This window comes from Microbacterium sp. P5_B6 (assembly GCF_056400345.1).
This window is the reverse complement of the sequence record NZ_JBFULL010000010.1, coordinates 21,757-46,894: the sequence shown is the minus strand read 5'-3', so window position 1 is coordinate 46,894 and position 25,138 is coordinate 21,757. Positions and strand designations below refer to the sequence as shown.

The following is a 25,138-nucleotide window of genomic DNA, read 5'->3' as shown; positions in this document are numbered from 1 at the left end:
TTCCTGGGTCTTCCAAGAGTTCACGAAAATGGACGCAATTGCCAGCAAGATGATCCCACTCACGACGATCGCAACGACGAGTTCGATCAGCCCGAGCCCGTCGTCGGAGGCCCTACGGCAAGGGGAAATGCTCATGGAAGGTAGACGATCGCTCGTGTGCTGGCTTGGATGACGTTGCTCTGGCCCACGATCTCGAGGGTGAAAGTCACGGTTCCGCCAGTTGTAGCGGTGGGGCATGCGGGGTTGCCCGTTGGATTGAAGCGAGGTGTCAGAGTGCCACCGCGGCCATCAGCCGTGACGTTGGCAGCATCGTCGAGACTCTGCAGTCTGGCGCAGGTCGGGTCATCTCGGACCTTCTCGATGAGCGAGTTGAGGTGACGAGTTGCTGTGGCGACGGAAGATTGTTGGGCGGAGTACTGCATGCCCTGCCAGAGCGCGGGGAGAATCGCGACGGCGACCACGCCGAGCAGGAGCATCGCGATGATGACCTCGACCAGGCCGAAGCCCTCGTCATACGCTCGACGCACGGGATCCCCCAGGATTGAGTAAGTGCGGCTGGGTTGCCGAAGCTTCCCAGCCGCACGAACAGATCAGGCGATTAGCAGCCTGGGCCGGATTTGAACGGAGTGGTCGAGCTACCGACACCCGCGGTGATTTTTGTGCTGTAGGCCGACGCGCAGACACTTTCGATCGTGTCAGTGGTGGCGGGCTGTCCGGAAACCACAAGCGTCGCGTCCCCCGTGGTGTAGGCCTTAACGACGGTCGGGTTTGCCGCGAGTCCGCTGGACCACTGGGTAGCCGCATTTGCTGCCGCCGACTTAACTGCGTTGAGGCGGGCCTGGTCCTGGATGTTGGAGAAGATCGGGATTGCGATCGCTGCCAGGATGCCGAGGATAACCACGACGATGATGAGCTCGATCAGCGAGAACCCTTTGTCGTTGCCTTCTTCTTCGCGGCGCGCCTCTGCGGCCTCGCGATAGTTCTGAATGGTTGCACGCACGTGCGTATCTCCTTATTTGAGGACGAATTTGCACAGCTCTGCATTGACCGGTTGGAACCAACACGGTCTCGACAACCCCAGTCACGCATAATTCCGGCGCACGAAGCAGCCGGCCCCAAGTGATCCCCAAGTTACGTATCCCAGCAGAGCTGGGTCATGAGATACACGCGAAGCGCGAATCCCCTCCCGCCAGCAAGCATGAGAGCATTCTCATCAAACGTCAAGGTGGAATCATCACGATCAGGCAACGGCGCCGAGCCGAGACCGGGTTTCACCCAGGTCAGGACCGAGTTCTACCCGTCGAGAATCTCGAGCCGAACGAGCACTGAACCTCCGTCGACGAGGGCCTCGGCATCCCGAATCGCCTTCTTCAGGGGAAGAACGTAGGCACCCTGGGCCGAGTCGGGGAAGATCGACGTCCGCCACTCGGAGCCCCCGACCCGGGCGAGCACACGCACAGAACCGAAGCCGCGTTGCGGGCGAGGGATCTCGCGAATCTGGGCGCTCAGCTCGGCTGGCAGGGCCGTGAAGTACCAGGAGTCGGTGAGCCGGGCATCCCATCGGTAGATCTCGCCGTCGAACTGCACGATCATGCGGATGAGGTTACCGGCGTGGCGGTCACGGCGAGCGCGAAAGGCGCCCGGTCGAGGGAAAGCACGCCCTCTTGCGGCACCGGCTCGGCGGGTCTATACCGGGCGTGAGCGCCTCCTCACCCCGCGGAACCCGCCGTGGACGGGCGCGCAGAGAGTCAGGCATGCCATGAAGGCATATGCAGTCGCCGCGCAGGGGGAACAGCCGGCACACGTCGACCTCGATATTCCGGAAGCTGAGCCGGGCGAGGCCAGGATCCGGGTCAGTGCGGCCTCGATCAACGGATTCGACATCGCCGTCGCAGCCGGGTGGATGGCGGGGTTCTTCGAGTACCGGTATCCGGTCGTGCTTGGGCGGGAGTTCGCGGGAATCGTGGATGCTGTCGGAGACGGCGTCGACACGATCGCCGTGGGTGACCGCGTGCTCGGAGTGGTCTCGAAGCCGTTCCTGCGCGAAGGGGCCTTCGCCGAATACACGACGGCCTTCGTCGCCGGCGGCCTGATCGTGGCGCCCGAGATCCTGACGGACGCGGAGGCGGCCTCGCTGGCCCACACGGGGTCGACCGCGCTCGCGTGCCTCGCCACGATCAGTGAGCCGGCAGGGAAGAAGGTGCTCATCGTGGGCGCGACCGGCGGAGTGGGAACCCTGCTCACGCAGCTCGCATCGGCGGCGGGAGCGGAGGTGATCGCCACCGGGCGCACACCCGAGGGGCGCGAGCTGCTCAGCGAGCTCGGTGCGGCGCACGCGGTCGACTACGCGGAGCTTGCGGCATCCGTCCATGACGTCGCCCCGGACGGCGTCGACGTCGCCGTACACCTGAAGGGCGACCCGTCCGAGATCGCGCCGCTCGTGAAGGACGGCGGCCTGTTCATCTCGCCGATCCTCTACTCCCCCGACATGTTCCCTGATGCCGAGCGGCTGCAGTTCGCGCCGATCGCCGCCTACCCCAGCGCGGAGGCGCTGCAGGCGCTCGTCGATCTGGTCGACTCAGGCGCGCTGCGCGTCATCGTCGACCGGGAGCATCCGTTCGACGGAGTCGGTCAGGCGTTCGAGGAGTTCGGGCACGAGACGCTCGGAAACATCGTCGTCCTGATCCCCTAGCGACCAGGATTGTGCTCGGCGCGGTGGCTCAGCGTGCCGCGCGCGTCTGGCGCCGCCGGCGCAGCACGATCGCGAGCAGCACCAGCGCCGCGACCTGAAGCACCGCCACGAGAGCGATGAGCAGCGGCACATTCGCGTACAGCGCGCCGGCCACGACCGCACCCGCGAGTGCACCGACGCCCTGGAACACGGCGAACCAGCCATAGGCCGAACCGCGGCGGCGACCGGGGACCAGGTCGGCGACGAGAGCTTTGACGGTGGAGTCCTGCACCCCGGTGGCGGCACCCCACACCACCACGCCCGCGAGGACGAAGCCGAGCGTCGGGCCGAGCGAGAGACCGGGCACGAAGACGGTCATAACCGGAACGGCATACAGCACGCGCTGCCCCCACCGGTCATAGCCCCAGCCCGTCGCGAGCGCCGACAGCGCTGCCGCCGCCATGCCGAGCGCGTACACCAACGGGACGGCGGCGACCGGTACGAGCTCGGCATCGACCAGGTGGAACGACACGATCCCGTAGCTGAGCAGCCCGAAGGTCGTGAGCCCGGCGAAGAGCGAGAAGAGCATGAACGTGCGGAAGGTCGCCGGTGAATCCGCAGATGCAGCAGGGACGGATGCCGGTGCCTCGCCAGGTTCGACCGCATCGGGATCCATCGGCGTCTCGAGAACTGCCGCCCCCGCGCCCTCCCCCACCTCAGCGACGGGCTTCTCATCGCGGTACATGCTCGGATCGGGAACCTTTGCCCGGAGCCAGAACAGGAGGATCATCGCGACTACGGCCGGGACGATGAGCACGAGGAAGGCCGGCGACAGCGATCCCGTGATCGCGGCCACGGCTKCCACCAGGAGCGGGCCCGTGAAGGCGCCGATCTGGTCCAGCGCCTTGTGCACGCCGAACCCCTTGCCGAGCCCCACGGCGCCCGCGGCATCTGCGAGGAGAACCGTCTTGGAAGGCGACCGGATCGCCTTGCCCGTGCGCTCGACGAGGAGCAGCGCACTTGCGACGGCGAGACCCGCCGCGCCGAGAAGCGGAGTGAACGCGAGCAGCGGCACCGACACCGCGGTGAGGGCGTATCCGAAGATCGTGAAGCCCCAATACGCGCCGGTGCGGTCAGCCCAGGGCCCCGTGAGGAGCCGCAGCACCAGGGCGAGCGCCTGTGCACCGCCCGTGACGAGTCCCACGAGCAGCGCGGTCGCGCCGAGCTGCTCGAGCAGGGCACCGCTGACGGATGCCGCACCGTCGGCGACCATGTCGATCGCCAGGCTCACCAGGCCCAGCCCGACCACCATCGACCACGGCTTCAAGCGGGGGGCGGGAGCAGTTCGAGGTGCCGGCATCCCGATCAGGGTAATCGAGACTTCGGGAAACGCGCGGTCAGGTCAGGTGACCGTTCACCCGACGTTCGTCACCCGAGTCGGGTGAACGGCGGCGCGCCGTCACACGCTCGCAATCTGGATCGCGGGAACATCAAGTCTGAAGGGCATGCCACTCGGTCTGCCCGTGGATCCCGCGGTTCTGCGGGCTGTATCAATCACCTCGGAAAGGGGTTCGATATGTCCGACACCCAGAAGCAGTCCGGCTGGGTCGGCTGGGCCGTATTCGGCGGCATCGTCCTGATCATCGCCGGCGTCTTCGACGCTCTCTTCGGACTCGCCGCTCTCATCGGCCCGTCCAGCGCCTACTTCCTGACCACGGAAGGCAGCCTGTGGCTGGTCGACGTCACCGGCTGGGGCTGGTGGCACCTGATCCTCGGCCTCGCGATGGTCCTCGTCGGTGTCTTCGTGCTCCGCGGCGCGAGCTGGGCCCGCATCACCGCGGTCGTGCTGGTCTCGGTCAACGCCGTGAGCCAGCTGGCCACGCTGCCCGTCTCGCCCTGGTGGGCGCTGACGGTGATCGCGCTCGACATCCTCGTGATCTACGCGCTCATCGTGCACGGCAAGGCACTCGCCGACCGCTGAGTTCGACTTCGCGTCTGAACAGGGGCGCCGCATCCTTCGGGGTGCGGCGCCCTTTCGCTGTGCCGGCGACCCTTTCCGATGCGCAATCGTCGTCGGGTGGGGGCGCTCCATAGAGCCTCAGACGTCATGACTTCAACTCTTGTATTCACTCACCCAATTTGGTTACAGTGCGGTAAGTAATCATGTGCGGCACCCGCCGCGCCCCTCAACGGAGAGGAACTCATCCGCATGAACCCCCTTGCTGAGCCACGGAGCCGCGCGCGGCACCGGACGCGCGTCATCGCGTCGGTATGCGCCGGAACCGCCTTGATCGCCGGTGCGCTGGTCGCTGCCCCGGCGAGCGCCGCACCACCGCAGGTGGTCGACCCGAAGCATCCGGATTTCGGTCCGAACGTCACGGTCTTCAGCCCCGATACTCCCCTCGATCAGATCCAGGAGACGCTCGACGACCTCGCCGATGAGCAGCGCGATGCCGAGATGTCGTCGGCTCGGCACGCTGTGTACTTCCTGCCCGGTGACTATGGCGACGCCGTCACTCCCCTGCAGTTCGAGGTCGGGTACTACACCGAGGTGGCAGGCCTGGGCGCGTCGCCGGATGATGTCACCATCACGGGCGCCATCGAGGTCTACAACCGCTGCGTCGGCGCCGGGGGCACGAACTGCATCGCGCTCACGAACTTCTGGCGCACCCTCGGCAACCTCAGCCTGCACATCAGCACACCTGACCGCGGCTGCCGCACGGGCGCGAACTTCTGGGCGGTGTCGCAGGCGGTCTCGCTGCGTCGCCTCGACGTCTCAGGTGGAAACCTGTCGCTGATGGACTACTGCACGGCCGGCCCGCAGTATGCGAGCGGCGGGTTCATCGCCGACTCGAAGCTGCCCACGACCATCAACGGCTCGCAGCAGCAGTGGCTCACCCGCAACAGCGAGGTCAGCACCTGGACCAACGGCGTGTGGAACCAGGTGTTCGCGGGCGTCATCGGCGCACCGGATGATTCGAGCTTCCCGGCGCAGCCGTACACAACGGTCGCCACGACACCGATCAGCCGCGAGAAGCCCTACCTTTACGTCGACGAGGCGGGCGCGTACTCGGTGCGCGTACCTGCGGTGCAGACGGAATCGCGCGGCACTTCATGGGCCGACGGCGAGACGGAGGGGCGCAGCATCCCGATCTCGGAGTTCTACATCGCCAAGCCGGGCGACTCGGCGCAGGAGATCAACAGCAATCTCGCGCGCGGGAAGAACCTGATCCTCACGCCGGGCATGTATGACGTCGACCGCACGATCGAGATCAAGCGCCCCGACACTGTCGTGCTCGGCCTCGGTCACGCGACGCTCACCGCGGTCGGCGGCGCCGTGCCGGTGGAGGTCAAGGATGTCGCGGGCGCTGTCATCGCGGGCGTGACGATCGACGCGGGCACGACGCTCTCGCCGGCCCTCATGCGGATCGGCAAGGCGAACGGCAACGGACACGTGAACAAGGCGGATGCGTCCAACCCGGTCACGCTCAACGACGTGTACTTCCGGGTGGGCGGTCCGCACATCGGCAAGGCGACGACGGCACTCGAGGTCAACTCCGACAACGTGCTCATCGACCACATCTGGGTGTGGCGCGCAGACCACGGTCTCGAGGGCTTCACCGCAGGCGTGAACGGCGACACCGACCGGTGGAAGACCAACACCGGCACCAACGGCGTCATCGTGAACGGCGACAACGTCACCGCGACGGGACTGTTCGTGGAGCACTTCCAGCAGTACAACACGCTCTGGAGGGGCGAGAACGGGCACGTCATCCTCTACCAGAACGAGCTGCCGTACGACCCGCCGACCCAGGCGGACTGGCAGCAGCCGGACGGCACGCTCGGCTACCCCGGCTATGTCGTGGACGCCGGTGTCACGACGCACACGCTCGAGGGTGCGGGTGTGTACGTCTTCAACCAGAACAACCCCTCGATCATCACGGCGAACGGGTTCTCGGTTCCCGAGACCCCGGGCGTGCGGCTGCACCACATCATGACGGTCAACCTGTCGGCCGGGACGATCGAGCATGTCGTGAACGGGGTGGGCGGCACGGCCGACGCCCCGAGCTCCGGCAGCCCGCAGTTCATCGTGGACTTCGGCGGCTGAGCCTGCTCGAATGGTGACGGATGCCCCGGCTCGGCGGAAACGCCGGGTCGGGGCATCCGTCATATCGAGGCAATGACCCCCGGACGTGCACGGGGCCGGGTGCGAGCGCCCTATCATCAGGCGCATGCCTCCTCGCCCCGGTGACACCGCCGCAGCCCCGAGCCGCGATCTCTCACGCCCGTTGCCCGCCGCGCTCAGCTGGATCACGCTCGCGGTGTTCGCCGGTGCGTTCCTGGTCGCGTACCTCGTGCTCTCGCTCCCCTGGTGGATCCCGGCCCTCTACGCGGTGCTCAGCGTGCTGACGTTCTTTGCCTACGCGATCGACAAGCGCGCGGCCCGACGCGATGACCGCCGAACCTCGGAGCGGACACTCCTCACGCTGGGCCTGCTCGGAGGCTGGCCCGGGGCCGTCGTCGCCCAGCAGCTCTTGCGGCACAAGACGCGCAAGCGGTCGTTCCGCAGAGCGTTCTGGCTCACCGTGGTCGTCAACGTCCTGTTCCTGGCCGGGGTGGTGACCCTCGCGACGTTGAACGGCTGGGACCTCTCACTCCCCTGGTCTTCCGGCGCGCTCGACGCCGGCTGAACTCACCAGAGCGGGTGGATCGCCTCGCGCAGACGGCGGTCGTACACGTCCCGCACCACCGCGTCGAAGGCGGCGAGGTCGAACGCCTCGCCGGCGAGCAGCGTCGCGGCCTCGGCGTTGGACTGCGCCTGCGCGACGTTGCGGGCACCGGGGATGACCGACGTCACGCCAGGAAGTGAGGCGATCCACGCGAGGCTCGCCGCCGGCAGCGAGACGCCTTCGGGGAGTGCTGCGGCGAGTTCGGCGGCAGCAGCCAGCCCGACTTCGTAGTCGACGCCCRAGAACGTCTCGCCGCGGTCGAACGCCTCGCCGTGGCGGTTGTACGCGCGGTGGTCATTCGGGGCGAATTCGGTGAATGCCGTGTACTTGCCCGACAGCAGCCCCGACGCGAGYGGGACGCGCGCGAAGATCGAGACACCCGCCTTCTCGGCGGCGGGGAGCACGGCGTCGAGCGGCTTGAGCCGGAACGGGTTGAGGATGATCTGCACGTTCGTGACGTTCGGCCGCGAGATGGCGGCGAGCGCCTGGGCGGTCGTCTCGACCGAGACGCCGTACGCGCTGATCGTGCCGTCGTCGACGAGGGCGTCGAGCGCGTCGTAGGTCGCATCCGACTCGATGACCGAGGTCGGCGGGCAGTGCAGCTGCACAAGGTCGAGCGTGTCGACGCCCAGGTTGGCACGGGACCGATCGGTCCACGCGCGGAAGTGCTCGGGCGAGTAGTTGGCATGCTCCTGCGGGAGGCGCCGGCCCATCTTGGTCGCGACGACGATGTCGTGCCCGGGGCGCTCGGCGAGGAACCCGCCGATGATCGACTCGCTGCGCCCGTCGCCGTAGACATCGGCGGTGTCGAAGAGGGTGACACCGCGATCAGCGGATGCTGCCAGCACTGCCCGCGCATCACTCTCGCTGACGTCGCCCCAGTCGGCGCCGAGCTGCCAGGTTCCGAGGCCGATCGCCGAGACCTGTCGACCGGTGCGGCCGAGGGGGCGCTGATGCATGGAGAGCTCCTTCAAGAATGCGGGGGGTGCGTTCCATCCTGGCCCCTGCGGCCGACATGAGCGACCGGATCAGGCGCGGATGAAGACAGGGGTGCCGACGGGAAGCTGCGCGAGCCGATCGATCGCCGCGGCGTCGAGGCGCAGGCATCCGTTAGAGATCTGCCCCGAATGCGCGTCGTGATAGTGGAACGCCGTCACCGCGACACTCGATCCGGCGAAGCCATCGAGAGTCGGCGACTGCACGGAGAGGTAGACGATCGGATGCCCGCGGGTGTACCCGAGTGACGGGTCAGGGCGCACGAGCATGACGAAGGCGCGGCCCACCGGGGTCGGCGTGGCGCCCGTCCCCCAGGCGAAGTCGGTCGAGACGCGCTCGGACGTGCCTCCGTGCCAGATGTCGATGAAGTGGCCCGAGATGCTCACCTCGACGATGGAGTCCAGCGGGGTGAGCTCGACATCCTGAGCCCTGACCCAGCCCGTCACCTGGGCGGGATTTCCCTGCGACGGCACGGCCTGGCGACCGGCGAGCAGCACCTTGACCCAGTTCTCCTGCCGCTCGACGACGGGCACGGTCGTCCCGCCGAAGACGTACTCGCGGAGGACCTTGGATACGGGCTGACCCAGCGGGTCGGCGAAGACCGGTGCTGCCCAGTCGCGGGGCGTCGCCGCTTCGCCGGTGAAGGCGGCATACGGCTGGTCGTCGACCGCCACAGCCGGATTGACCGAGAAGACCTCGGACGTCGGCAGCGGGTCGAGGCCGTATGCCGTGGTGTTGGCGGGAAATCCCGGCGGGGTCGTGGGTGTGGGGGTCGGTGTGGGAATGGGCGTGGGGCTGGGGGTCGGTGTCATCGTCCGGGTCGGGGAGGGAGACGGAGCGGATGCTGTCGGCTCGGGCGCGCGTGCGAACCACCACACGCCGAGCCCCATCACGAGCACGACGACGGCGATCACCGCGATCCACGCGGTCCGTCGAGACTGCCCCACCCGTCCATCGTGGGTCGAGCAGGGGTATGCCGCAAGCCGGGGCCGACGGAAGTCGCGATTCCGTCACCGCTTGTCGTCACGCCTCGCTAGCATCGCGACCATGTCGGAACATCGCGTGACTCCCCCACCTCCCTCAGACGAGAAGGTCAAAGGCCCGGCGTCGTACTTCCCGAGCATCGAGAAGAACTACGGCCGCCCGATTCAGGACTGGCTCGACATCGCCGCCGACGGGCTCGACGACCACACGCACATGGAGGTCGTGAATCAGCTCAAGTCGGAGTACGGCATGGGTCACGGCCACGCCAACGCGATCGTCGGCTATGTGAAGGCGAAACTGGCGAGCTGACCCGGTGCCGCCGGCCCCTTTGTGGGCACGGCCGGGCACAGCAATGCCCCGCCCCCGCGAGGCGGGGACGGGGCAGGGCGCGAGGTGTCAGGCGACCTTCGGTGCCTTAACGCTGCGCTTCGCCGCAGCCTTGGGCGCCTTGACGGCGCCGGCGACCGGCTTCGCGGCGACCGCGGCGGGCGCCGGCGCTGCCGTGGCGCGAGGGGCGGTCGTCGTGGAGTCCGCGGCCTTGGCAGCGGCTCCCCGGTGTGCCCGGACCTCCTCGAACGAGGTGCCGTAGTAGGCCGCCTCCATGAGCGTCTTCATGTCGGCGATCATCGGCATCCGCGGGTTGGCGGGCGCGCACTGGTCGCCGTAGGCGGCCATCGCGAGCTCGTGAAGGCTCGAGATGAACTGCGCCTCGTCGACGCCCTGGGCCTGGAACGACCGCCGGATGCCGACCTTGTCGCGCAGCTCCTCGACGGCACGGGCGTAGCTCTCCACGCCCTCCTCCGGGGTCGCAGCCGGGAGGCCCAGGTGACGGGCGATCTCCTGGAAGCGCTCGGGGGCGACGTAGCGCTCGTACTTGGGCCAGCTGGTGAGCTTGGTCGGAACCTTGCCGTTGTAGCGGATCACGTGCGGCAGGTAGACCGCGTTCGTGCGCCCGTGGACCAGGTGGTAGGTCGCACCGGTCACGTGAGCCATCGCGTGCACGATTCCGAGGAACGCGTTGCCGAACGCCATGCCCGAGATGGATGCCGCGTTGTGCATCTTCTCGCGGGCCTTGATGTCTGCAGCATCCGTCGAATTGGGCAGTGCCTTCGCGCTGCGCTCGATGTTCTCGAAGATGAGCTTGATCGCGTGCAGGCACAGACCATCGGTGTAGTCGTTCGCGTAGACCGACACGTACGCCTCGGTCGCGTGGGTCAGCGCGTCGAAACCGGCGTCGGCGACCAGGAAGCCCGGAAGAACCCTGGTCAGGACGGGGTCGATGATCGCGACCGACGGGGTCAGCGCGTAGTCGGCGAGCGGGTACTTCATGCCCGTCTCGTCGTCGGTGATCACCGCGAACGGCGTCATCTCGGAGCCCGTGCCCGACGTCGTCGGGATGCAGACGAGCTTGGCCAGCTTGCCGAGCTCCGGGAAGGTGAACGCGCGCTTGCGGACATCGAAGAACTTCTCGCGCATGTCGGAGAACTCCACCTCGGGGTTCTCGTAGAGCAGCCACATCACTTTCGAGGCATCCATCGGCGAGCCGCCGCCGAGCGCGATGATCGTGTCGGGCTTGAACTGTCGCATCAGCTCGGCGCCGGCCTTGACCTCCGAGACCTTCGGCTCAGGTCGGACCGTGTTGATGACCTGCAGCTGGACGCGGTTCTCGCGACGGTTCAGCACGTCCACGATCTTGTCGACGTAGCCCAGCTTGCTCATGGTCTCGTCCGTCACGATGGTGACGCGCTCGACCCCCCGCATGTCGGCGAGGTAGCGGACAGCGTTCGGCTCGAAGTAGGTCTTCGCCGGGATCTTGAACCACTGCATGTTGTTGTTGCGGCGACCCACGCGCTTGACGTTCAAGAGATTCACCGCCGAGACGTTGTTGGAGACCGAGTTGTGACCGTAGGAGCCGCAGCCCAGGGTGAGCGACGGGAGGAAGGCGTTGTAGATGTCGCCGATGCCGCCGAGCGCCGACGGGGAGTTCTCGATGATGCGCACCGCGCGCACGACCTCCGCGAACTTCGCGATGACCTCCTGGTCGTTCGAGTGGATCGCACCGGAGTGCCCGAGACCGTCGAACTCGACCATCTGGCGGGCGAGGTCGATGCCCTCTGCGGGGGTCGCGGCGCGCAGCACGGCGAGCACGGGGGCGAGCTTCTCGCGCGTGAGGGGCTCCTGCGGGCCGACGCTGTCGACATCCGCGAGCAGGATCGAGGTGTCCTCCGGCACGGTGAAGCCGGCCTGCTCGGCGATCCACACCGGCGACTGGCCGACGACCTTCGCGTTGAGCTTGGCGAGCGCGCAGTTGGCGCCCTCGGCGGTCACTCCGAAGATGAACTCTTCCAGCATCCGCTTCTCGGCGGGTGTCACGCGGTAGGCGTGCAGACGCTCGAACTCGGCGAGCGCCTCCTCAGCGATCGGCGCGTCGAGGATGACGGCCTGCTCGCTCGCGCACACCATGCCCATGTCGAAGGACTTGGACAGGACGACGTCGTTGACGGCGCGACCCACGTTGGCGGTGCGCTCGATGAAGGCGGGGACGTTGCCGGCTCCGACGCCCAGAGCGGGCTTGCCGCACGAGTACGCGGCGCGGACCATCGCATTGCCGCCGGTGGCGAGGATGAGCGCGACACCGGGGTGGTTCATGAGAGCCCCGGATGCCTCCATCGACGGCTCCTCGATCCACTGGATGCAGTGCTCGGGGGCTCCGGCGGCGACGGCGGCATCGCGGACGATGCGGGCGGCTTCGGCCGAGCAGTTCTGGGCCGACGGGTGGAAGCCGAAGATGATCGGGTTGCGGGTCTTCAGCGCGAGCAGCGCCTTGAAGATCGCCGTGGAGGTCGGGTTGGTGACCGGGGTCAGCGCGCAGATGACGCCGACGGGGTCGGCGATCTCGGTGATGCCCGTGATCTCGTCATAGGAGATGACGCCGACCGTCTTCTGGTTGATGATCGAGTGGGTCACGTGCTCGCACGCGAACATGTTCTTCACGGCCTTGTCTTCGAACAGGCCGCGGCCCGTCTCGTCGACGGCCATCACGGCCAGGTCGCCGTGCTTGCTGAGAGCCGCCACCGACGCCTTGCGCACGATGTGGTCGATCTCCTGCTGGGTGAACGATCCGTACTCGGCGAGCGCTCCCTGAGCGTTGGCGACGAGTGCATCGATCGGCGTGGACATTTCGATCTCCTCCCGGGCGCGGACGCGATGTCCGCGTCCTTGCTTCTCCGGGTTCGGAACTGGTCTGTCCGTCCCTGATGTCTCCATTATGACGCTTGTGGTCTGACCACACAAGAGGGACTTCGGAACCTTTCTGTCCGCCGACATTCCGGACGGGAGATTCCCACTGGGCCCTACCCTTGGAGGGGTGGGACCTGCATCGGATGCCGGCACCGCGGGCTCATCAGCGCATGACGGGTGACCGCGCGCGGCGCCTTGCGTTCGGGGTGGGCCGCATCGCCTGCGCTGCCGCGGTGGTCGTCTGCATGATCGCCCGCTACGTGCGGGCGAGCCCGTGGGTCGGGCCGGTGGACTTCCTGGGCTACCTCACGATTCAGAGCAATATCGCCTACGTGGTGGTCGCCGTCGCCGGAGGAGTGATCGCCCTTCGATCGGGTCTTGATCACCCCCGGCTGGATGTCGCGCGCGTCGCAGTCCTGACCTTCGTCGCCACCGCGGGGATCCTGTTCGCGCTGATCGTGCAGCAGAGCGGGKCCCGCGGCATCCGCATCGATCTGCCGTGGTCGGACATCGCGCTGCATTTCATCCTCCCGGTCTTCGCTGCGGCGGACTGGCTGCTCTCTCCGCGGCGCCACCGGGTGTCGCGCGGCGTCCTCTTCGTCATCGTCGGCTATCCGGTGGTGTGGGGTGTCCTGACGATGATTCGGGGAGCGATCGTGGGGTGGTATCCGTACTACTTCCTCGATCCCGCTCAGATCGACAGCCCGCTCGAGTTCGCCGGACTGTCTCTGTTCATGCTCGGCGTGTTCACGATCGTCGGTTCTCTGTTCCTCGCCGCACCTTCGCGCGATGGGGTTTCGGCGACCAGCACGACCAGCACGCGCACCTCGGCCAGCTCGGCCAGCTCGCCTATCCGGCGAACGGGGCCAGCGTCTCGCGAACCACGCTGATCAGGTCCTGGTCATCGAGATCGGCGAGAGTGCTCGCAGAGTCTCCCGCGGCGACTCCGAGCAGCGCCGTCTCACCGGTCAGCGGCTGAAGGTTGATCCACGTCGTGATCGGGGCGTCCGTTCCGACAAGGCTCCAGACGACAGCATCCGTCGTCCAGAACGGCTCGTCGAAAGCGAGACGGACGAGCTCGACCTGACCGAACCCGACGGAGTTGATCGCGCTGCGCATCGACAGCGGCAGTGGCGGGTCGAACTCGATCGACCCGGACTTGAGCACACCCAGAGGCACCGTGACGATCACGCGATCCACCCGGCGCGACTCCCCCGTGCCGAGCCGGAGGCTTGCTCGGTCGTCGTCGTACGCGATGCCGACCACCGGCGTCCCCAGCGCCAGCGTGACATCCTCGAGTCTCGACGCCACGACAGCAGACAGCGCGCTCACGGGGAGCACGGAGGCTGCGCCGATTCCGGCCGGCGGAAACCAGGTGGAGATATCCGCCGGCTCGGCACCGGATGCCAGCCGGGCCGCTTCGAGATAGAGCGCCTCCATCACGTCCGGCGGGAGGTCGCCGACGACACCGCCCTGGGCGGATGCCCCGGAATCGGGGACGCTCGTGGCCATCCCGACATCCGTCGTCGTCTGCTCGCTCGCCCACACCGCGAGCCCCGCACCGACGGTCTCCTGGACAGTGCCGATCTCGGCGACGCCCCCGCTCGCGAATCCATCCGCCGTGGGCACGCTGAGGGTGCCTTCCAGGGGGCGGGTCTCGACATCGGCGATCAGGCCTGCCTCATCGTCGGCCGCCAGCTTCCACGCGCCGAGTTCGACGAACCCGGCGTCCCCCTCGGGACGACTGTCGATGCGGCCGCCGATGCGATCGCGAGCCTCGACCACGAGCACGTCCGCTCCGAAGATCTTGAGCAGCCGCGCCGCCTCGGCTCCGGCTGCACCTGCTCCCACCACGGCGACGAGCTCCCCCGCATCCGACACCGCGATGACCTGCCGAGCCGCCGCCGCACCGGAGTGGATGGCTCCACTGACCGTGCCCGGAGCATCGGAGGCCGCTTCGCCCGCGAAGAACACCCGATCGCCGATCGGCAGCCGCAGCGCGGCCTGGTCATCCGGATCGGAACCGACGGGAACGTAGCTGACCGAGCCGCGCGCGAAGGGGTCTCCCGCCCAGTTGCTTCGCCAGAGTTTCGCAGGCGCGGGGACGGCACTCGAGGGCTCAGGAGAGGGGGATGCCGGGGTCGGCGTGGGTGTCGGATCCGGGCCGGTACAGGCCGCGAGGACCAGGACTGACACCCCAGTCCCGGCGCCGATGAGAAACGTGCGGCGGGTGAACGACATCGAGCCCCACTGTACTCGGGAGGAGTCAGCGGGTCGCGGGGGTTCCTCACCGGACTGTCCGGCAGCTGACTAGCGCGTCGCCCATAGAGCCCAGACGATGAGCACCGGCTGCAGGAGCAGACGCACGAAGCGCGCGCGGTCGGTGCGGAGCATCGGCGCCGGGCGACCGGTCCGCCACTGGTGGACATTTCCCGGGAAGACGGCGACGAAGAACGCGGCGACGAGCCAGCCCACGCTCCGCTCACGCGGCATCGTCGCGACCGCACCCGCCAGCATGAGCTCGGCCACACCCGAGCCCACCACGATCGCGTCTTTGTCGAGACCCGTGACGCGAGTCGACCAATCCGGCACGACGATGCGGTAGCCACGCCTGCCCCAGGTCAGATGCGACGCTCCCGCGACCGCGAGCAGCACGATGAGCAACCACCGCGCGGCCGTACGCCACCCTGCCACCGGATCAGAGACTGAACTCATCGCTCGACGCTACCTGAGCGGGAGTTCTGAGCCGGAGTGGGAGATCTCCATCGACCAGCCGCCGTCGCTGGGCCGGTAGACGATGCGCGTGTGCCGCCGATCGACGGAGCCCTGCCAGAACTCGACCCGAGTGGGCTGCAATCGCCACAGGGTCCAGTCGCCGGGAGCGACATCCGCCCGCGCGGCAGCGCCCCGCGCGAGGAGATCCGCCTCGCTCTCTTCCCGCGTCGCGGGAGCGACATGGCCCCGCACCCGCACGCCACGCACGATCGGCTGCCACCAGAACGTCAGGGCCGCAGCCGGGTTCGCGGTCAGCTGCGCACCGCTCCGGCTCGACCGCTTGCCCGCGAACGCCCACCCGCGAGCGTCGGCGTCCTTGAGGATCAATGTCCTCGCGTCGGGAATTCCCTCGGCGTCGACGGTCGACAGCGTCATCGCGTGCGGTTCGAGCACGTTTGCCGAGAGAGCGGCATCCAGCCAATCCACGAACTGTGTAACAGGATCCGGGCGCAGCGCTTCGATGTCGAGCGCCGGCGCCGAGCCCGTGAGGCTGGGAATTGCTCGCAACCTGTCTCGCAGATCATCCGTCATTCGAGGATCATTCCACGATGCGCTCGGTGGCATTCGATTGGGGGCGACGGCGGCCCGCCTTGCGGCCGGCCGCCGTCGCACTCGTTCAGCCGTGGCGCGGCGAGGTGCCCGGAGTCGCGTCGCGCAGCGACTGGAGCATGGCGGTGAAAGCGGGCTTCGGGGAGTAGTCGTCGTCGAAGATCGTCGCCCAGCCCTCACCCGGGAACACGCCGGGCACCCAGGAGTTCGCGTCCGGGAAGCCCCACACCGTGAAGGACGTGCAGGCGGTCACATTGAGGCATGCCGTCAGCATGGCGTCGTAGCGCTCGGCCTGGACCGCGACCTGCTCGGGTGTCGGACCGGTCTCACCGGGCTGGAGCGGGATGCGGACATCCGCCTCGGTCACCGCCACCTGAAGTCCGAGCGCGGCGAAGCGCTCGAAGTTCGCCTGCATCGAGGTGTCGAACCCGTACAGCAGGCTGAGGTGGCCCTGGGCGCCGAAGCCTCCGAGCGGCGCGCCGTCGGCGAGCATGCGCTGTGCGAGGGCGTAGTAGGCGTCGGTCTTCTCGTTGATGCCCTCGGCGTTGTAGTCGTTGAGGAACAGCACAGCCTGGGGGTCGGCCTCGTGCGCCCAGCGGAACGCGTCCTCGAGGAGCGTGATCGGATCGGCTGCGCAGGCCTTCAGGAACGGGTTCGCCGTGGTGCGCAGCTGCACTCCGCCGTTGTCCCACGTGTCCTGGAAGATCTCGTTCGCGACATCCCACTGGTAGATCTGGCCCTTGAAATGGCCCACGACAGTGCGGATGTGGTCTTCGAGCACAGCACGTGCCTGGTCGCACGTCCAGGTCTGGCTTGCCGTGGTGACCCACGCCGGGTTCTGKCTGTGCCACAGCAGGGTGTGGCCCCGCACCTGCTGGTGGTTGGCCTTGGCAAAGGCGACCAGGGCGTCGGCGGACGCGAAGTCGTACACGCCCGGCGCCGGGTGGATGGCATCCCATTTCATGTCATTCTCGGGCGTCAGCGACGAGAACTGGGCGCTGAGGACCTGCTGGTACTCGGTCGGCGCCTTGCGGTCGTAGTTGACGAGGTCCCTGCGGCCCCAGGCCGCGCTGCCGATCGCGAGATCGCGCGGCGCCTCGTTGCGCAGGGTGCTCTTGTCGGCGTGGCTGTAGCCCGGGGGGTCGGCGTTCGCTGCGGTCGCGCCCCAGAGGGGCAGTACCAGGGCAGCGGTGGCGGTGGCCACCAGAAGCGATCGGAAAGATCGGCGCATGGGGAATCTCCTGACATCGTCGTCGGTCATATGCGGCGCGTGAGCAGCACATATGTTTTTGCGTACAACAAACGCTAGGAGGCGCTGTCCGACAAGGCAAAAAGTTTCGGAGGGTTTTCCACGATCGTTGTCGCGCGGACGGGCGGGAGGGGCGGATGCGACCTGCGGGCCGCGACGACAGCCGCGGTCGCCGGTGCGCCCTAGGCTCAGCTTCATGCGAGGGGTGTTTGGTGCCGTTGTCGCGGCTGTGGTGGCGAGCTTGCTCGTGGGATGCGCGCCGGGCTCGGTGGCCAGTGGGCCACCGTCGGCGGCTCCGACAACGGATTCGACGTTCGTGTCGGTGGTCGACGGGGACACGATCGAGACCAGCACCGGCACGGTGCGCATCATCGGGATCGACGCTCCAGAGACCGGCGAGTGCGGGTACGCCGAAGCATCAGCGCTCGTCTCATCCCTGCTCCGCCCCGGCGACCCGACGCTGCTGACCCTTCCCGATGGCGAGAACGACGCGGACAACTACGGCAGGATCCTGCGATACGTCGACACCGCAGAGGGCACCGATGTGGCGTTATCGCTGCTGACGGCAGGTCTCGTCGTCGCACGATACGACTCGACCGACGGCTACCCCGCGCACCCACGGGAGCCCGGCTACCACGCGGCACAGCTCGCGACCCTCACGCCCGACGGTGCAGTGATCACCGTCGCGTGCCAAAACGCAGCTGACGCCGACGAGCAGGCGAGACTCATGGCGGAGCAGGAAGCGGTGGTCGATCCGGTCCCGCCTCCAGCGGTCGACGAGTGGTGGAAGCAGTACACGTCCTGCACGAAGCTCAAGAACAGCCCCAACGGACACCCCAGCGGTCCGTTCGCACGCGACAATCCGGCAGAAGCTGCGATCTACGACTGGTTCGCCAACGGCACGGGAAACAACGGTGACGGCGAAGGCGACGGACTCGCCTGCGAGTGAGTCGGTCGCCGCATCGCGCTCACCGGGAGGATGGATCGCACCGAGCGTCGATGATGTCGTGGCGGCCGCCCGCGTTCATGACTCCGCCGGCCGGGCTCACCTCGTGACGTGCTCCCGCCACCGCTCCCAGCGCCTGCTCCAGCGCTTCAGGTTGACCTCGCGATCGGCCAGCCACTCGGTGGGTGTCACCGGCAGCGGATGCCCCACATCCTCGAACAGGAACTCGATCGGGATCCAGCTGTAGTTGCGCGGGACGGGAGACAGCGAGATCTCGGCCGACAGCTCTTCGAGCGCATCGGCGTCGTCAGCGGCGAAGGCGTCGGCTGCCCGCGCGAGCGCCTCGCGCACCCCTATCTCTCCGTCGCTGCGTGCGCGGTCGATCGCGATGAGCCGCCGCGCGTCCTCAGTGAAGTGCCCGGTGGCCATCACCTCTGAAAGCAGTGCGTCGCGCAGCGCCACATCGTGTCCGGCGGCCTCAGCGCGGAGCCGGAGGTCTGCCGCGACCCAGCAATGGTCGCCGGGAAACACGAGTCCCGCCCATCGGGCGACGATGCCCTCGCTTTCAAGCGAGTCCTTGAGCAGACCCAGCTGGCGCTCCTCCTGGGCCCGCGCCGCGAGGGTCGCGACGAACTTTTCCGGCTTGCCGCGGCCGAAGAAGTCCATCCGGGTCTCCATGCGCTCGCGACGACCGGGCTGGAGGACGTCCATGCCGGCCGTGACCTGCACGAAGCGACGTGCGATCGCCAGTCGCACGAGCCGCTGATACTGCACGAAGGCGTCATTCGGACGCCGTACGAGCAGCTCGTCCATGGCGGCAACGGCTTCGTCCCACCGACCAGCGTTCGTCAACGCGTAGGACAGATGACGTCCGGCAATCCGCCCGAGCTGCGGACTCTCCTCCCTGAGTCGTTCGAGCGTCTCCAGCCGGGCCGGGAGCGGCAGTTCACTGCCCTTCGCATCGATGAAGGCGAGAATGTCACCGCCGTAGCGAGTGGCCGACCGGGCGGGCGTGTGAGGACGCAGACCCGACACCGACGGACCCTTCACAATCGCCTCGCTGACCCAGTCCGAGTAGGCGGAAGGAGCTGAGTCGGCCTTTGCGGCCGGAGGCGCGACCTGCGCATCGACCTCGCACACGATCGAGATCGCGTTGCCGATCGTCCGGAGCAGGCTCTCGGTTGCGGCCGAGGATGCGATCTCGTCACTCGCATCCTGATACTGAGAGACGATTCGTGCGCGCACATCCTGAAGGTGCACCAGTGCGCGGGTGCCGGCTCGTTCCCAATCGGCGGTGGACCAGCCTCCCTCGACGGCGGTCCCCGAACCGCGCAGGGCCGCCCTGACCTTGTCGTGCATCCGGCTCTCCCCCGGAGTGAACGACTCGAAAAGGGGTCGACGAAGGGCGCGCTCCGCATCGCCCTCGTCGACATTGGCGGCGGCTGCGACGAGCGCGGCGGTACAGGAGGGCACGAGCGCCGCCGCGCGTATGGCGCGACGCTCCGCCTCGTTGGGGACGTCTTCAAGCAGCAACAGGACCAGATCGTCGAAGGATTCAGGCAGCTCGGCGGCTGAGACCGGCTCCCCCTGATCCCGCCTGGCAGCGAGTGCGTGGCCGATCAATCGCAGGTGCTCAGGAAGCCCGCCCGACGTCCTGGCGAGCGTTTCCAGGTCGCCATCGGAGATGTCGATCGACAGCCGCTCACGGATGCCCCGGAGCACCGACATCGTGTCCTCCGGCGACAGATACTTCAACGCGTGCTGATGCGGTTCCTGTTCGACGCCGGTCGCGAGCAGCGGCCAGGCCTCGCTGCCACGATGCGGGAGTGCGTGACCCTGCGCATCCGACCAGGTCAGGTGGTTGCGCCCTGTGATGACGAACAGCACGTTGGCCATCGCATAGGCCACTCGGTTGAGGAGACTCTCACCGGCCCGTCTGGCGTCCAGGGAAAGCCGTTCGAACGTGTCGATGAAGACGACGACGAGCGGCTGCTCGGGCTCCAGCGCGAGCTCATAACTCAGGAGCTGCGCGAGTTGCGCCAGGATATCCGGCCGCGGATCGTCCTCCGAAGGCACCGTGCTGCATCGATGAAAGAACTCGTCGTAACCGCGGGGAGCATTCACGCCGAGTTTCGACGGAAAGAGCTGGGCGATCGCACGCCCGAGCCGTCGCACAAGCCAGGGTCCCGCCACGCTCAACGCCGCCGAGGTTCCGGCATCCTCGGCCAGCCACCCGTGCCCGTCGGCGAGGGCCGCGAGACTACCCAAAGTCGCGTCGGCGAATCCGTTGTCTTCGCCACCCTCGCTCCCGACCGGCAGCGGATCCATCGGATGCGTCTGCGCCCAGTACGCGGCGAAGGCGACGTCGAAAAGGGGCCAGCTAGGACGGAGCAGACCGAGCTGGATCCGCAGACTGGCGATCTGCCGGGCGCCGTCAATCCGACCTTCAGAGCCGTGCAGATCAATCCGGGCTGTCGCTGCAACGCGAGTCGCCGGCGGCGGACCCCACTCGATCGCGGGCTCGAGAGAGCCCGCGACCCAATCGGCCAAACGGCGTGAGAGCTCGGACTTGCCGATTCCGCCGTGCCCGTGGAAGACGAGCACGTTCTTGCCCACGGGCGATTCGTATGGAGCATCCAGGCGCCCGCGGTGGGCCGCGAGGGAGGCAGCGAAGGCGGAAGCCTCCGGGACCCGGTCGGCGAAGATCCCATCGCTCCAGGCATCTCGATGGCTGCCGAAGTCGACGTCCTTGTCAAAGCCCACTACTACCCCCAGGTTGAGTGACGCACGCGAAAGCGATGCTATCGGCCTGCACAACTCCTTCGCCATGTTGGCCCCAGTGGCCCCAAATGAGCGCCGCCACAAAGCGGCACCCTGCTCCAGAGGGTACGGCGGCGGCGCGGGACTGCCTGAAGTCGGTTCACTGCAACGGTCGTCCGACACAAATGCGAAGGGGCCGGCCTGTCGGCCGACCCCTTCGCAATTCTGTCGGGATGACAGGATTTGAACCTGCGACCCCTTGACCCCCAGTCAAGTGCGCTACCAAGCTGCGCCACATCCCGATGTCCTCGCTCTCGCGCGGACAACTCCCCTATCCTACCGGTTCGGCTGATCACGCGCGAACCGAGCGGGCGATGGCGGCCGACCCGGACTCACGGCTCTTGTGCTCCCCCGAACCGGGCGAGAATGGTCGCAAGATCGGTTTCGGCGGCGCCTGCCTCCATGTGCAGGGTGTTCTCCTCGACGGCGACCAGATGGTGCTCGGCGAGTTCGAGGGCAGCATCCGCTTCTCCCTTGACGAGAAGGTCTATCAGACGCTCATGTTCGTCGATTGACGTCGCCTGATCGAGGTCTCGACCGTAGATGGCGAGGATGAGCGAGGTTCTCGAGACAACTTCTGACACGTAGCGCTCGAGCAGCAGGTTGCCGGTCGCCCGCGCGAGGGCGATGTGGAACTCGCCTCCGAGTCGCGCCGACGCCTTCGCATTCCGATCGCGCAGTGCCTTGCGCTCGGCGGCGACATGATGCCGCAGAGTCGCCTCCGCCGCCCCGGCTCTGCCGACCGCGAGCGCGCGGATCGCCTCGCGCTCGAGCGCCGCCCGCACGGCGAAGGCGTCGCGAGCCTCCTCGCGAGTCGGCTGTGCGACACGAGCCGATTTGCCCTTGGCCGTGTCGACGAGACCGTCCTCCACGAGACGACTCAGCACGGTTCGGATCAGGGTGCGGCTCACCCCGTAGTGCGCGGCGAGGGGCTCCTCACCCAACCGGGTGTCCGGCGCCAGGGCCGACTCGATGATCGCCGCCCGTAAAGACCGGTAGGCGCGCTCCGCACGATCAGCCGGACGCTGAAGAGCTTCATGTGTATCGATCGACACGCCTCCACCGTATACGGAACGCCATACTGCCGCGCAAATCAGCCTGTCTGACACCTCCTCTGCCACGAAACGCACTCGTTACATGCGAGCAATCTGCGCGTTCTGTATACCGAATAGCGTCACTGATGTATCCAGAAAGCAGGTTCATCGCATGCCAACCCTGACGCTCACCGACCAGCAGAAGGAACTCCTCGACGCCTCGCTCAAGGCCGGCGAGGCCGACGACGTCAGCGCGCTCGTGCAACTCGCACTGATCGAGAGTGCGACGCAACAGGTCGTCCGCAGAGCGCTTCCCGTGCAGCGCGGCGCCATCCGGAACTGGCGCACCAGCGTCGAGTTCACCCCTGGCTCCGACCGTGTCACCCGGATGGAGCATCGTCTTCAACCCGGCACCGGGAAGGCCATCGAGCTTCGTGCGGGGCAGATCCTCCGCATCGCACAGGTCGAAGGCAACCAGTGCGCCGACCTGAACGTCTTCAATCTGGCCGACTACCGGGAGTTCATGCACGTGGGTCGCACCCGCACCCTCCACGGAATCCATCCCGGTCAGGGCGACCTGCTGTGGTCGGCTCCCCCGCGCGAGCGAGCGATGCTGTTCATCCTCGCGGACACCGCCGGCCTGAACGACACCCTCTTCCCGAGGTGCAGCGCCAACATGTACGAGTCGATGTTCGGATTCGCCGAGCACACCAACTGCGCTGACATGCAGGCCGAGGCGCAGCGCGAGTACGGGCTGACGCCCGACGACGTGCACGACTCGTTCAACCTCTTCATGGGGACGCGCGTGAACGCGGATGGCACCTGCGAAGTGGTCCGGCAGCAGACGGCCGACGACGACTACGTCGAGCTCTTGGCGCTCATGGATCTGCTGGTCGTGCCCAACGTGTGCGGCAACGACATCTTCAGCACGAGCAACTACGCTCTGCGTCCACTCGACCTCAGTGTGTTCGACGCCGCCTCCTCGGATCTCGACCTGGTGCCGGAACTCCRGGAGTACCCGACACAGCGCACCGCCGCAGACTTCGCACAGCCGGTGATCCGCGGCGAGCGCACCCTTCGCCGAGACAGCGACTACGTGCCGAGGTTTCCGAGGACCCCCATCCAACTTCACCGGGTGCCGGTCGAATTGGGCGAGCAGGATGCTGCGCGCTTCGCTCAGCTGAGACGGACCGACCTCTACGGCGCCGACGACGACGCGGCTCTGCGAGACATCCTCCTCAGCTGGTGGGTCGGCAGCCATGCCTGACCTCATCGACTTCGATGCGCTGGGAGAGCACGAGCGCTACAAGCTGATGGCGAGCCTCATCGTCCCCCGGCCGATCGCCTGGGTGACGACGGTGTCGGAGCGCGGAATCCCGAACGCCGCACCGTTCTCCATGTTCGCGATGGTGGGCGAGTCGCCCGCGATGGTCATGATCAGCATCAACCGACTGGAGGGTGACGCCGACAAGGACACCGCGGCGAACATCGACGCCACGGGCGAGTTCGTCGTGCATATACCGAGCGAAGAGCTGACGGATGCAATGGATGCCACGAGTGTCGCCCATCCCTCGGATGTCGACGAGCTGAAGCTACTCGGCCTCAAGACCCGCCCGGCGGACCTGGTTCGCCCACCCATCATCGACGCGGCGGACGTCGCCTTCGAATGCACGCTGTGGCATCGCCTCGACATCCCCAGCCGCCGCATCTTCTTCGGTCAGGTCCGCCGCCTGCACGCGCGCTCGGGCCTGGTGGATCAGGAGACCTGGCGCGTGCAGCTGAGCGAATACCACCCGGTCGGCAGATTCGGCGCGAGCTTCTACAGCGGCACTCGCGATCGCTTCGTGGCCGCCGGACGCCCGACCTCGACATCCATCGACTCTCTCTGACGCACCACCGACCACATCAGCGCCACCCATCCGAAGGAGCTCCCATGTCATCCCCCATCACCCGCACGACCGCAGCGCTCGGTGCTCTCACGCTGTCGGCCCTCGCGGTGACGGCCTGCACGCCGTCCGCCGCTGCGCCCGTCTCCACCGGCGCATCCGAAGACCTCACCATCGGCGCTGTCGACCTCTCCGCCGAGTGCCCCGAGACGGTCGTCATCCAGACCGACTGGAATCCGCAGTCCGAACAGGGCGGTCTGTTCAACCTGCTCGGCACCGATGCCACGATCGATGCCGGCGCGAAGCGTGTGAGCGGACCTCTGTACGCACAGGGCGAGTGGACCGGTGTCAACGTCGAGATCCGCGCCGGTGGACCAGCGATCGGATTCACGGGCGTGCCGGCTCAGATGTACACGGATCCAGACATCCTTCTGGGGTGGGTCAACACCGATGAGGCGATCGCGAACTCGGCGGACCGGCCGACGACCGCGGTCCTCGCGACCTTCGAGAAGGCGCCCTGGATCATCATGTGGGACCCGGAGACCTATCCCGACGCCGACGCCATCGAGGACCTGAGCAAGACCGATGCCACGGTGCGCTATTTCGACGGCACGAGCTACATGGACTACCTGGTCGGATCGGGGCAGCTGCGCGCCGACCAGGTCGACGGCTCGTACGACGGCACGCCGTCGAACTTCCTGGCAGCCGGGGGGAAGGACGCACAGCAGGGGTTCGCCACCGTGGAGCCGTGGGTCTACGAGAACGCCATCGATGGCTGGATGAAGCCCGTCGACTACCAGCTCGTCGCCGACACCGGGTACCCGATCTACGCGGTGTCGCTCTCCGTGCGCAGCGAGGACGTCGAGAACCAGTCCGGATGTCTAGCCGCCTTGGTGCCGGTCATCCAGCAGGCGACCGTCGACTTCTTCGCGGATCCAGGCGCCGCGAACGCCCTGATCGTCGCAGCAGTCGAGGCCTACGACAACGGCTGGGTCTACCCGCAAGGCGAGGCCGAGAACTCCACGATCCAGCAGCGTGAACTGGGCCTTGCGGCCAATGCGCCTGATGGCACGTTGGGCGCTTTCGACTCCACCCGCATTGACGACGTGCTTTCGATCGTGACGCCGATCTTGGACTCCAAGGGCGTTCCGATCGCCGAAGAGCTCACGGCCGAGGACCTCGCTACGAACGATTTCCTCGACCCGTCGATCGCCCTCCCCTGACAGCTCGCCGGGGCGGCCGCGCACGCCGCCCCGGC

Annotated in this window: 23 protein-coding genes and 1 tRNA gene; 10 read left to right on the top strand and 14 right to left on the bottom strand. The window is 67.4% G+C overall.

The features are described 5' to 3' along the window. Nucleotides 1-131: 131 nt before the first annotated feature. The 3 genes from AC1DP3_RS14025 to AC1DP3_RS14015 form a co-directional block, all read right to left on the bottom strand. Nucleotides 132-527, bottom strand: a complete 396-nt coding sequence (locus AC1DP3_RS14025; RefSeq protein ID WP_477294274.1) for a type IV pilus modification PilV family protein — start codon at nucleotides 525-527, stop codon at nucleotides 132-134. Nucleotides 528-598: 71 nt separating this feature from the next. Further along, the gene (locus AC1DP3_RS14020) at nucleotides 599-1,000 is read right to left on the bottom strand and encodes a type IV pilin protein (RefSeq protein ID WP_477294272.1); all 402 of its coding nucleotides are present in this window, start codon (nucleotides 998-1,000) and stop codon (nucleotides 599-601) included. 293 nt (nucleotides 1,001-1,293) lie between these two features. After that, nucleotides 1,294-1,593 (bottom strand): DUF1905 domain-containing protein, encoded by a 300-nt coding sequence (locus tag AC1DP3_RS14015; protein ID WP_477294270.1) that lies wholly within the window; start codon nucleotides 1,591-1,593, stop codon nucleotides 1,294-1,296. Nucleotides 1,594-1,759: 166 nt separating this feature from the next. Here AC1DP3_RS14015 and AC1DP3_RS14010 point away from each other — a divergent pair, with 166 nt between their 5' ends. Further along, complete coding sequence (locus AC1DP3_RS14010) at nucleotides 1,760-2,692, top strand: NADP-dependent oxidoreductase (protein WP_477294268.1); 933 nt, start codon at nucleotides 1,760-1,762, stop codon at nucleotides 2,690-2,692. Nucleotides 2,693-2,720: 28 nt separating this feature from the next. On the opposite strand, the gene AC1DP3_RS14005 is transcribed toward AC1DP3_RS14010, so the two are convergent. Beyond that, nucleotides 2,721-4,031: an MFS transporter gene (locus tag AC1DP3_RS14005; RefSeq protein ID WP_477294266.1), complete on the bottom strand. Its 1,311-nt coding sequence runs from the start codon at nucleotides 4,029-4,031 to the stop codon at nucleotides 2,721-2,723. Between the two features lie 216 nt (nucleotides 4,032-4,247). Between AC1DP3_RS14005 and AC1DP3_RS14000 the strand changes: the two genes are divergently transcribed. From AC1DP3_RS14000 to AC1DP3_RS13990, 3 genes are all read left to right on the top strand, one after another. After that, entirely contained in the window at nucleotides 4,248-4,652 is a 405-nt protein-coding gene (locus tag AC1DP3_RS14000; protein ID WP_477294264.1) for a DUF7144 family membrane protein, read from the top strand. 228 nt (nucleotides 4,653-4,880) lie between these two features. Then, entirely contained in the window at nucleotides 4,881-6,779 is a 1,899-nt protein-coding gene (locus AC1DP3_RS13995) for an adenylyl cyclase (protein WP_477294262.1), read from the top strand. A gap of 124 nt (nucleotides 6,780-6,903) precedes the next feature. After that, nucleotides 6,904-7,362, top strand: coding sequence for a DUF1294 domain-containing protein (locus AC1DP3_RS13990; RefSeq protein WP_477294260.1), 459 nt, complete (start codon nucleotides 6,904-6,906; stop codon nucleotides 7,360-7,362). A gap of 2 nt (nucleotides 7,363-7,364) precedes the next feature. Here AC1DP3_RS13990 and AC1DP3_RS13985 read toward each other — a convergent pair whose 3' ends face one another. After that, the gene (locus AC1DP3_RS13985) at nucleotides 7,365-8,360 is read right to left on the bottom strand and encodes an aldo/keto reductase (RefSeq protein WP_477294258.1); all 996 of its coding nucleotides are present in this window, start codon (nucleotides 8,358-8,360) and stop codon (nucleotides 7,365-7,367) included. Nucleotides 8,361-8,429: 69 nt separating this feature from the next. Next, a complete protein-coding gene (locus tag AC1DP3_RS13980) occupies nucleotides 8,430-9,344 on the bottom strand; it encodes a L,D-transpeptidase (RefSeq protein WP_477294257.1) in 915 nt (304 codons plus the stop codon). Between the two features lie 100 nt (nucleotides 9,345-9,444). Here AC1DP3_RS13980 and AC1DP3_RS13975 point away from each other — a divergent pair, with 100 nt between their 5' ends. Beyond that, the gene (locus AC1DP3_RS13975) at nucleotides 9,445-9,690 is read left to right on the top strand and encodes a DUF4287 domain-containing protein (RefSeq protein ID WP_477294255.1); all 246 of its coding nucleotides are present in this window, start codon (nucleotides 9,445-9,447) and stop codon (nucleotides 9,688-9,690) included. Between the two features lie 87 nt (nucleotides 9,691-9,777). Here AC1DP3_RS13975 and adhE read toward each other — a convergent pair whose 3' ends face one another. Continuing rightward, nucleotides 9,778-12,561 carry a bifunctional acetaldehyde-CoA/alcohol dehydrogenase gene (gene adhE, locus AC1DP3_RS13970; protein ID WP_477294253.1) on the bottom strand — a complete coding sequence of 928 codons (2,784 nt, stop codon included), beginning with the start codon at nucleotides 12,559-12,561 and terminating at the stop codon, nucleotides 9,778-9,780. 230 nt (nucleotides 12,562-12,791) lie between these two features. Here adhE and AC1DP3_RS13965 point away from each other — a divergent pair, with 230 nt between their 5' ends. Continuing rightward, a complete protein-coding gene (locus AC1DP3_RS13965; RefSeq protein WP_477294251.1) occupies nucleotides 12,792-13,511 on the top strand; it encodes a Pr6Pr family membrane protein in 720 nt (239 codons plus the stop codon). On the opposite strand, the gene AC1DP3_RS13960 is transcribed toward AC1DP3_RS13965, so the two are convergent. The 4 genes from AC1DP3_RS13960 to AC1DP3_RS13945 all read right to left on the bottom strand — a co-directional run bounded on the left by AC1DP3_RS13960 (nucleotide 13,471) and on the right by AC1DP3_RS13945 (nucleotide 17,176). After that, on the bottom strand, nucleotides 13,471-14,862 hold the full coding sequence (locus AC1DP3_RS13960) for a flavin monoamine oxidase family protein (RefSeq protein ID WP_477294249.1): 1,392 nt from the start codon (nucleotides 14,860-14,862) through the stop codon (nucleotides 13,471-13,473). The genes AC1DP3_RS13965 and AC1DP3_RS13960 overlap by 41 nt on opposite strands. A gap of 69 nt (nucleotides 14,863-14,931) precedes the next feature. Continuing rightward, a complete protein-coding gene (locus AC1DP3_RS13955) occupies nucleotides 14,932-15,336 on the bottom strand; it encodes a DoxX family protein (protein ID WP_477294247.1) in 405 nt (134 codons plus the stop codon). Nucleotides 15,337-15,345: 9 nt separating this feature from the next. Continuing rightward, entirely contained in the window at nucleotides 15,346-15,927 is a 582-nt protein-coding gene (locus AC1DP3_RS13950) for a pyridoxine/pyridoxamine 5'-phosphate oxidase (RefSeq protein ID WP_477294245.1), read from the bottom strand. 85 nt (nucleotides 15,928-16,012) lie between these two features. After that, a complete protein-coding gene (locus tag AC1DP3_RS13945; protein ID WP_477294244.1) occupies nucleotides 16,013-17,176 on the bottom strand; it encodes an endo-1,4-beta-xylanase in 1,164 nt (387 codons plus the stop codon). A 334-nt stretch (nucleotides 17,177-17,510) separates the two neighbouring features. Between AC1DP3_RS13945 and AC1DP3_RS13940 the strand changes: the two genes are divergently transcribed. After that, nucleotides 17,511-18,143 carry a thermonuclease family protein gene (locus tag AC1DP3_RS13940; protein WP_477294242.1) on the top strand — a complete coding sequence of 211 codons (633 nt, stop codon included), beginning with the start codon at nucleotides 17,511-17,513 and terminating at the stop codon, nucleotides 18,141-18,143. Nucleotides 18,144-18,239: 96 nt separating this feature from the next. Here AC1DP3_RS13940 and AC1DP3_RS13935 read toward each other — a convergent pair whose 3' ends face one another. From AC1DP3_RS13935 to AC1DP3_RS13925, 3 genes are all read right to left on the bottom strand, one after another. After that, complete coding sequence (locus AC1DP3_RS13935; protein WP_477294240.1) at nucleotides 18,240-20,903, bottom strand: hypothetical protein; 2,664 nt, start codon at nucleotides 20,901-20,903, stop codon at nucleotides 18,240-18,242. A 225-nt stretch (nucleotides 20,904-21,128) separates the two neighbouring features. Next, nucleotides 21,129-21,202, bottom strand: a tRNA-Pro gene (locus AC1DP3_RS13930). A gap of 90 nt (nucleotides 21,203-21,292) precedes the next feature. Then, nucleotides 21,293-22,015, bottom strand: coding sequence for a GntR family transcriptional regulator (locus AC1DP3_RS13925; protein ID WP_477294238.1), 723 nt, complete (start codon nucleotides 22,013-22,015; stop codon nucleotides 21,293-21,295). 151 nt (nucleotides 22,016-22,166) lie between these two features. Here AC1DP3_RS13925 and AC1DP3_RS13920 point away from each other — a divergent pair, with 151 nt between their 5' ends. From AC1DP3_RS13920 to AC1DP3_RS13910, 3 genes are read left to right on the top strand one after another with little or no spacing between them, the layout of a single operon-like run. After that, on the top strand, nucleotides 22,167-23,261 hold the full coding sequence (locus tag AC1DP3_RS13920) for a DUF1989 domain-containing protein (protein ID WP_477294236.1): 1,095 nt from the start codon (nucleotides 22,167-22,169) through the stop codon (nucleotides 23,259-23,261). Then, the gene (locus AC1DP3_RS13915; protein WP_477294234.1) at nucleotides 23,254-23,883 is read left to right on the top strand and encodes a flavin reductase family protein; all 630 of its coding nucleotides are present in this window, start codon (nucleotides 23,254-23,256) and stop codon (nucleotides 23,881-23,883) included. The genes AC1DP3_RS13920 and AC1DP3_RS13915 overlap by 8 nt, the downstream gene beginning before the upstream one ends. A 44-nt stretch (nucleotides 23,884-23,927) precedes the next feature. Continuing rightward, entirely contained in the window at nucleotides 23,928-25,103 is a 1,176-nt protein-coding gene (locus AC1DP3_RS13910) for a substrate-binding domain-containing protein (RefSeq protein WP_477294232.1), read from the top strand. The last annotated feature ends 35 nt before the right edge of the window (nucleotides 25,104-25,138 follow it).

Excerpts from the sequence above, each read along its gene's own strand:
- adhE (WP_477294253.1), bottom strand. The coding sequence starts at position 12,561 with ATGTCCACGCCGATCGATGCACTCGTCGCCAACGCTCAGGGAGCGCTC.
- AC1DP3_RS14015 (WP_477294270.1), bottom strand. The coding sequence starts at position 1,593 with ATGATCGTGCAGTTCGACGGCGAGATCTACCGATGGGATGCCCGGCTC.
- AC1DP3_RS14000 (WP_477294264.1), top strand. The coding sequence starts at position 4,248 with ATGTCCGACACCCAGAAGCAGTCCGGCTGGGTCGGCTGGGCCGTATTC.
- AC1DP3_RS13975 (WP_477294255.1), top strand. The coding sequence starts at position 9,445 with ATGTCGGAACATCGCGTGACTCCCCCACCTCCCTCAGACGAGAAGGTC.
- AC1DP3_RS13950 (WP_477294245.1), bottom strand. The coding sequence starts at position 15,927 with ATGACGGATGATCTGCGAGACAGGTTGCGAGCAATTCCCAGCCTCACG.
- AC1DP3_RS14010 (WP_477294268.1), top strand. The coding sequence starts at position 1,760 with ATGAAGGCATATGCAGTCGCCGCGCAGGGGGAACAGCCGGCACACGTC.
- AC1DP3_RS13915 (WP_477294234.1), top strand. The coding sequence starts at position 23,254 with ATGCCTGACCTCATCGACTTCGATGCGCTGGGAGAGCACGAGCGCTAC.
- AC1DP3_RS13960 (WP_477294249.1), bottom strand. The coding sequence starts at position 14,862 with ATGTCGTTCACCCGCCGCACGTTTCTCATCGGCGCCGGGACTGGGGTG.
- AC1DP3_RS13995 (WP_477294262.1), top strand. The coding sequence starts at position 4,881 with ATGAACCCCCTTGCTGAGCCACGGAGCCGCGCGCGGCACCGGACGCGC.
- AC1DP3_RS13910 (WP_477294232.1), top strand. The coding sequence starts at position 23,928 with ATGTCATCCCCCATCACCCGCACGACCGCAGCGCTCGGTGCTCTCACG.
- AC1DP3_RS13955 (WP_477294247.1), bottom strand. The coding sequence starts at position 15,336 with ATGAGTTCAGTCTCTGATCCGGTGGCAGGGTGGCGTACGGCCGCGCGG.
- AC1DP3_RS13990 (WP_477294260.1), top strand. The coding sequence starts at position 6,904 with ATGCCTCCTCGCCCCGGTGACACCGCCGCAGCCCCGAGCCGCGATCTC.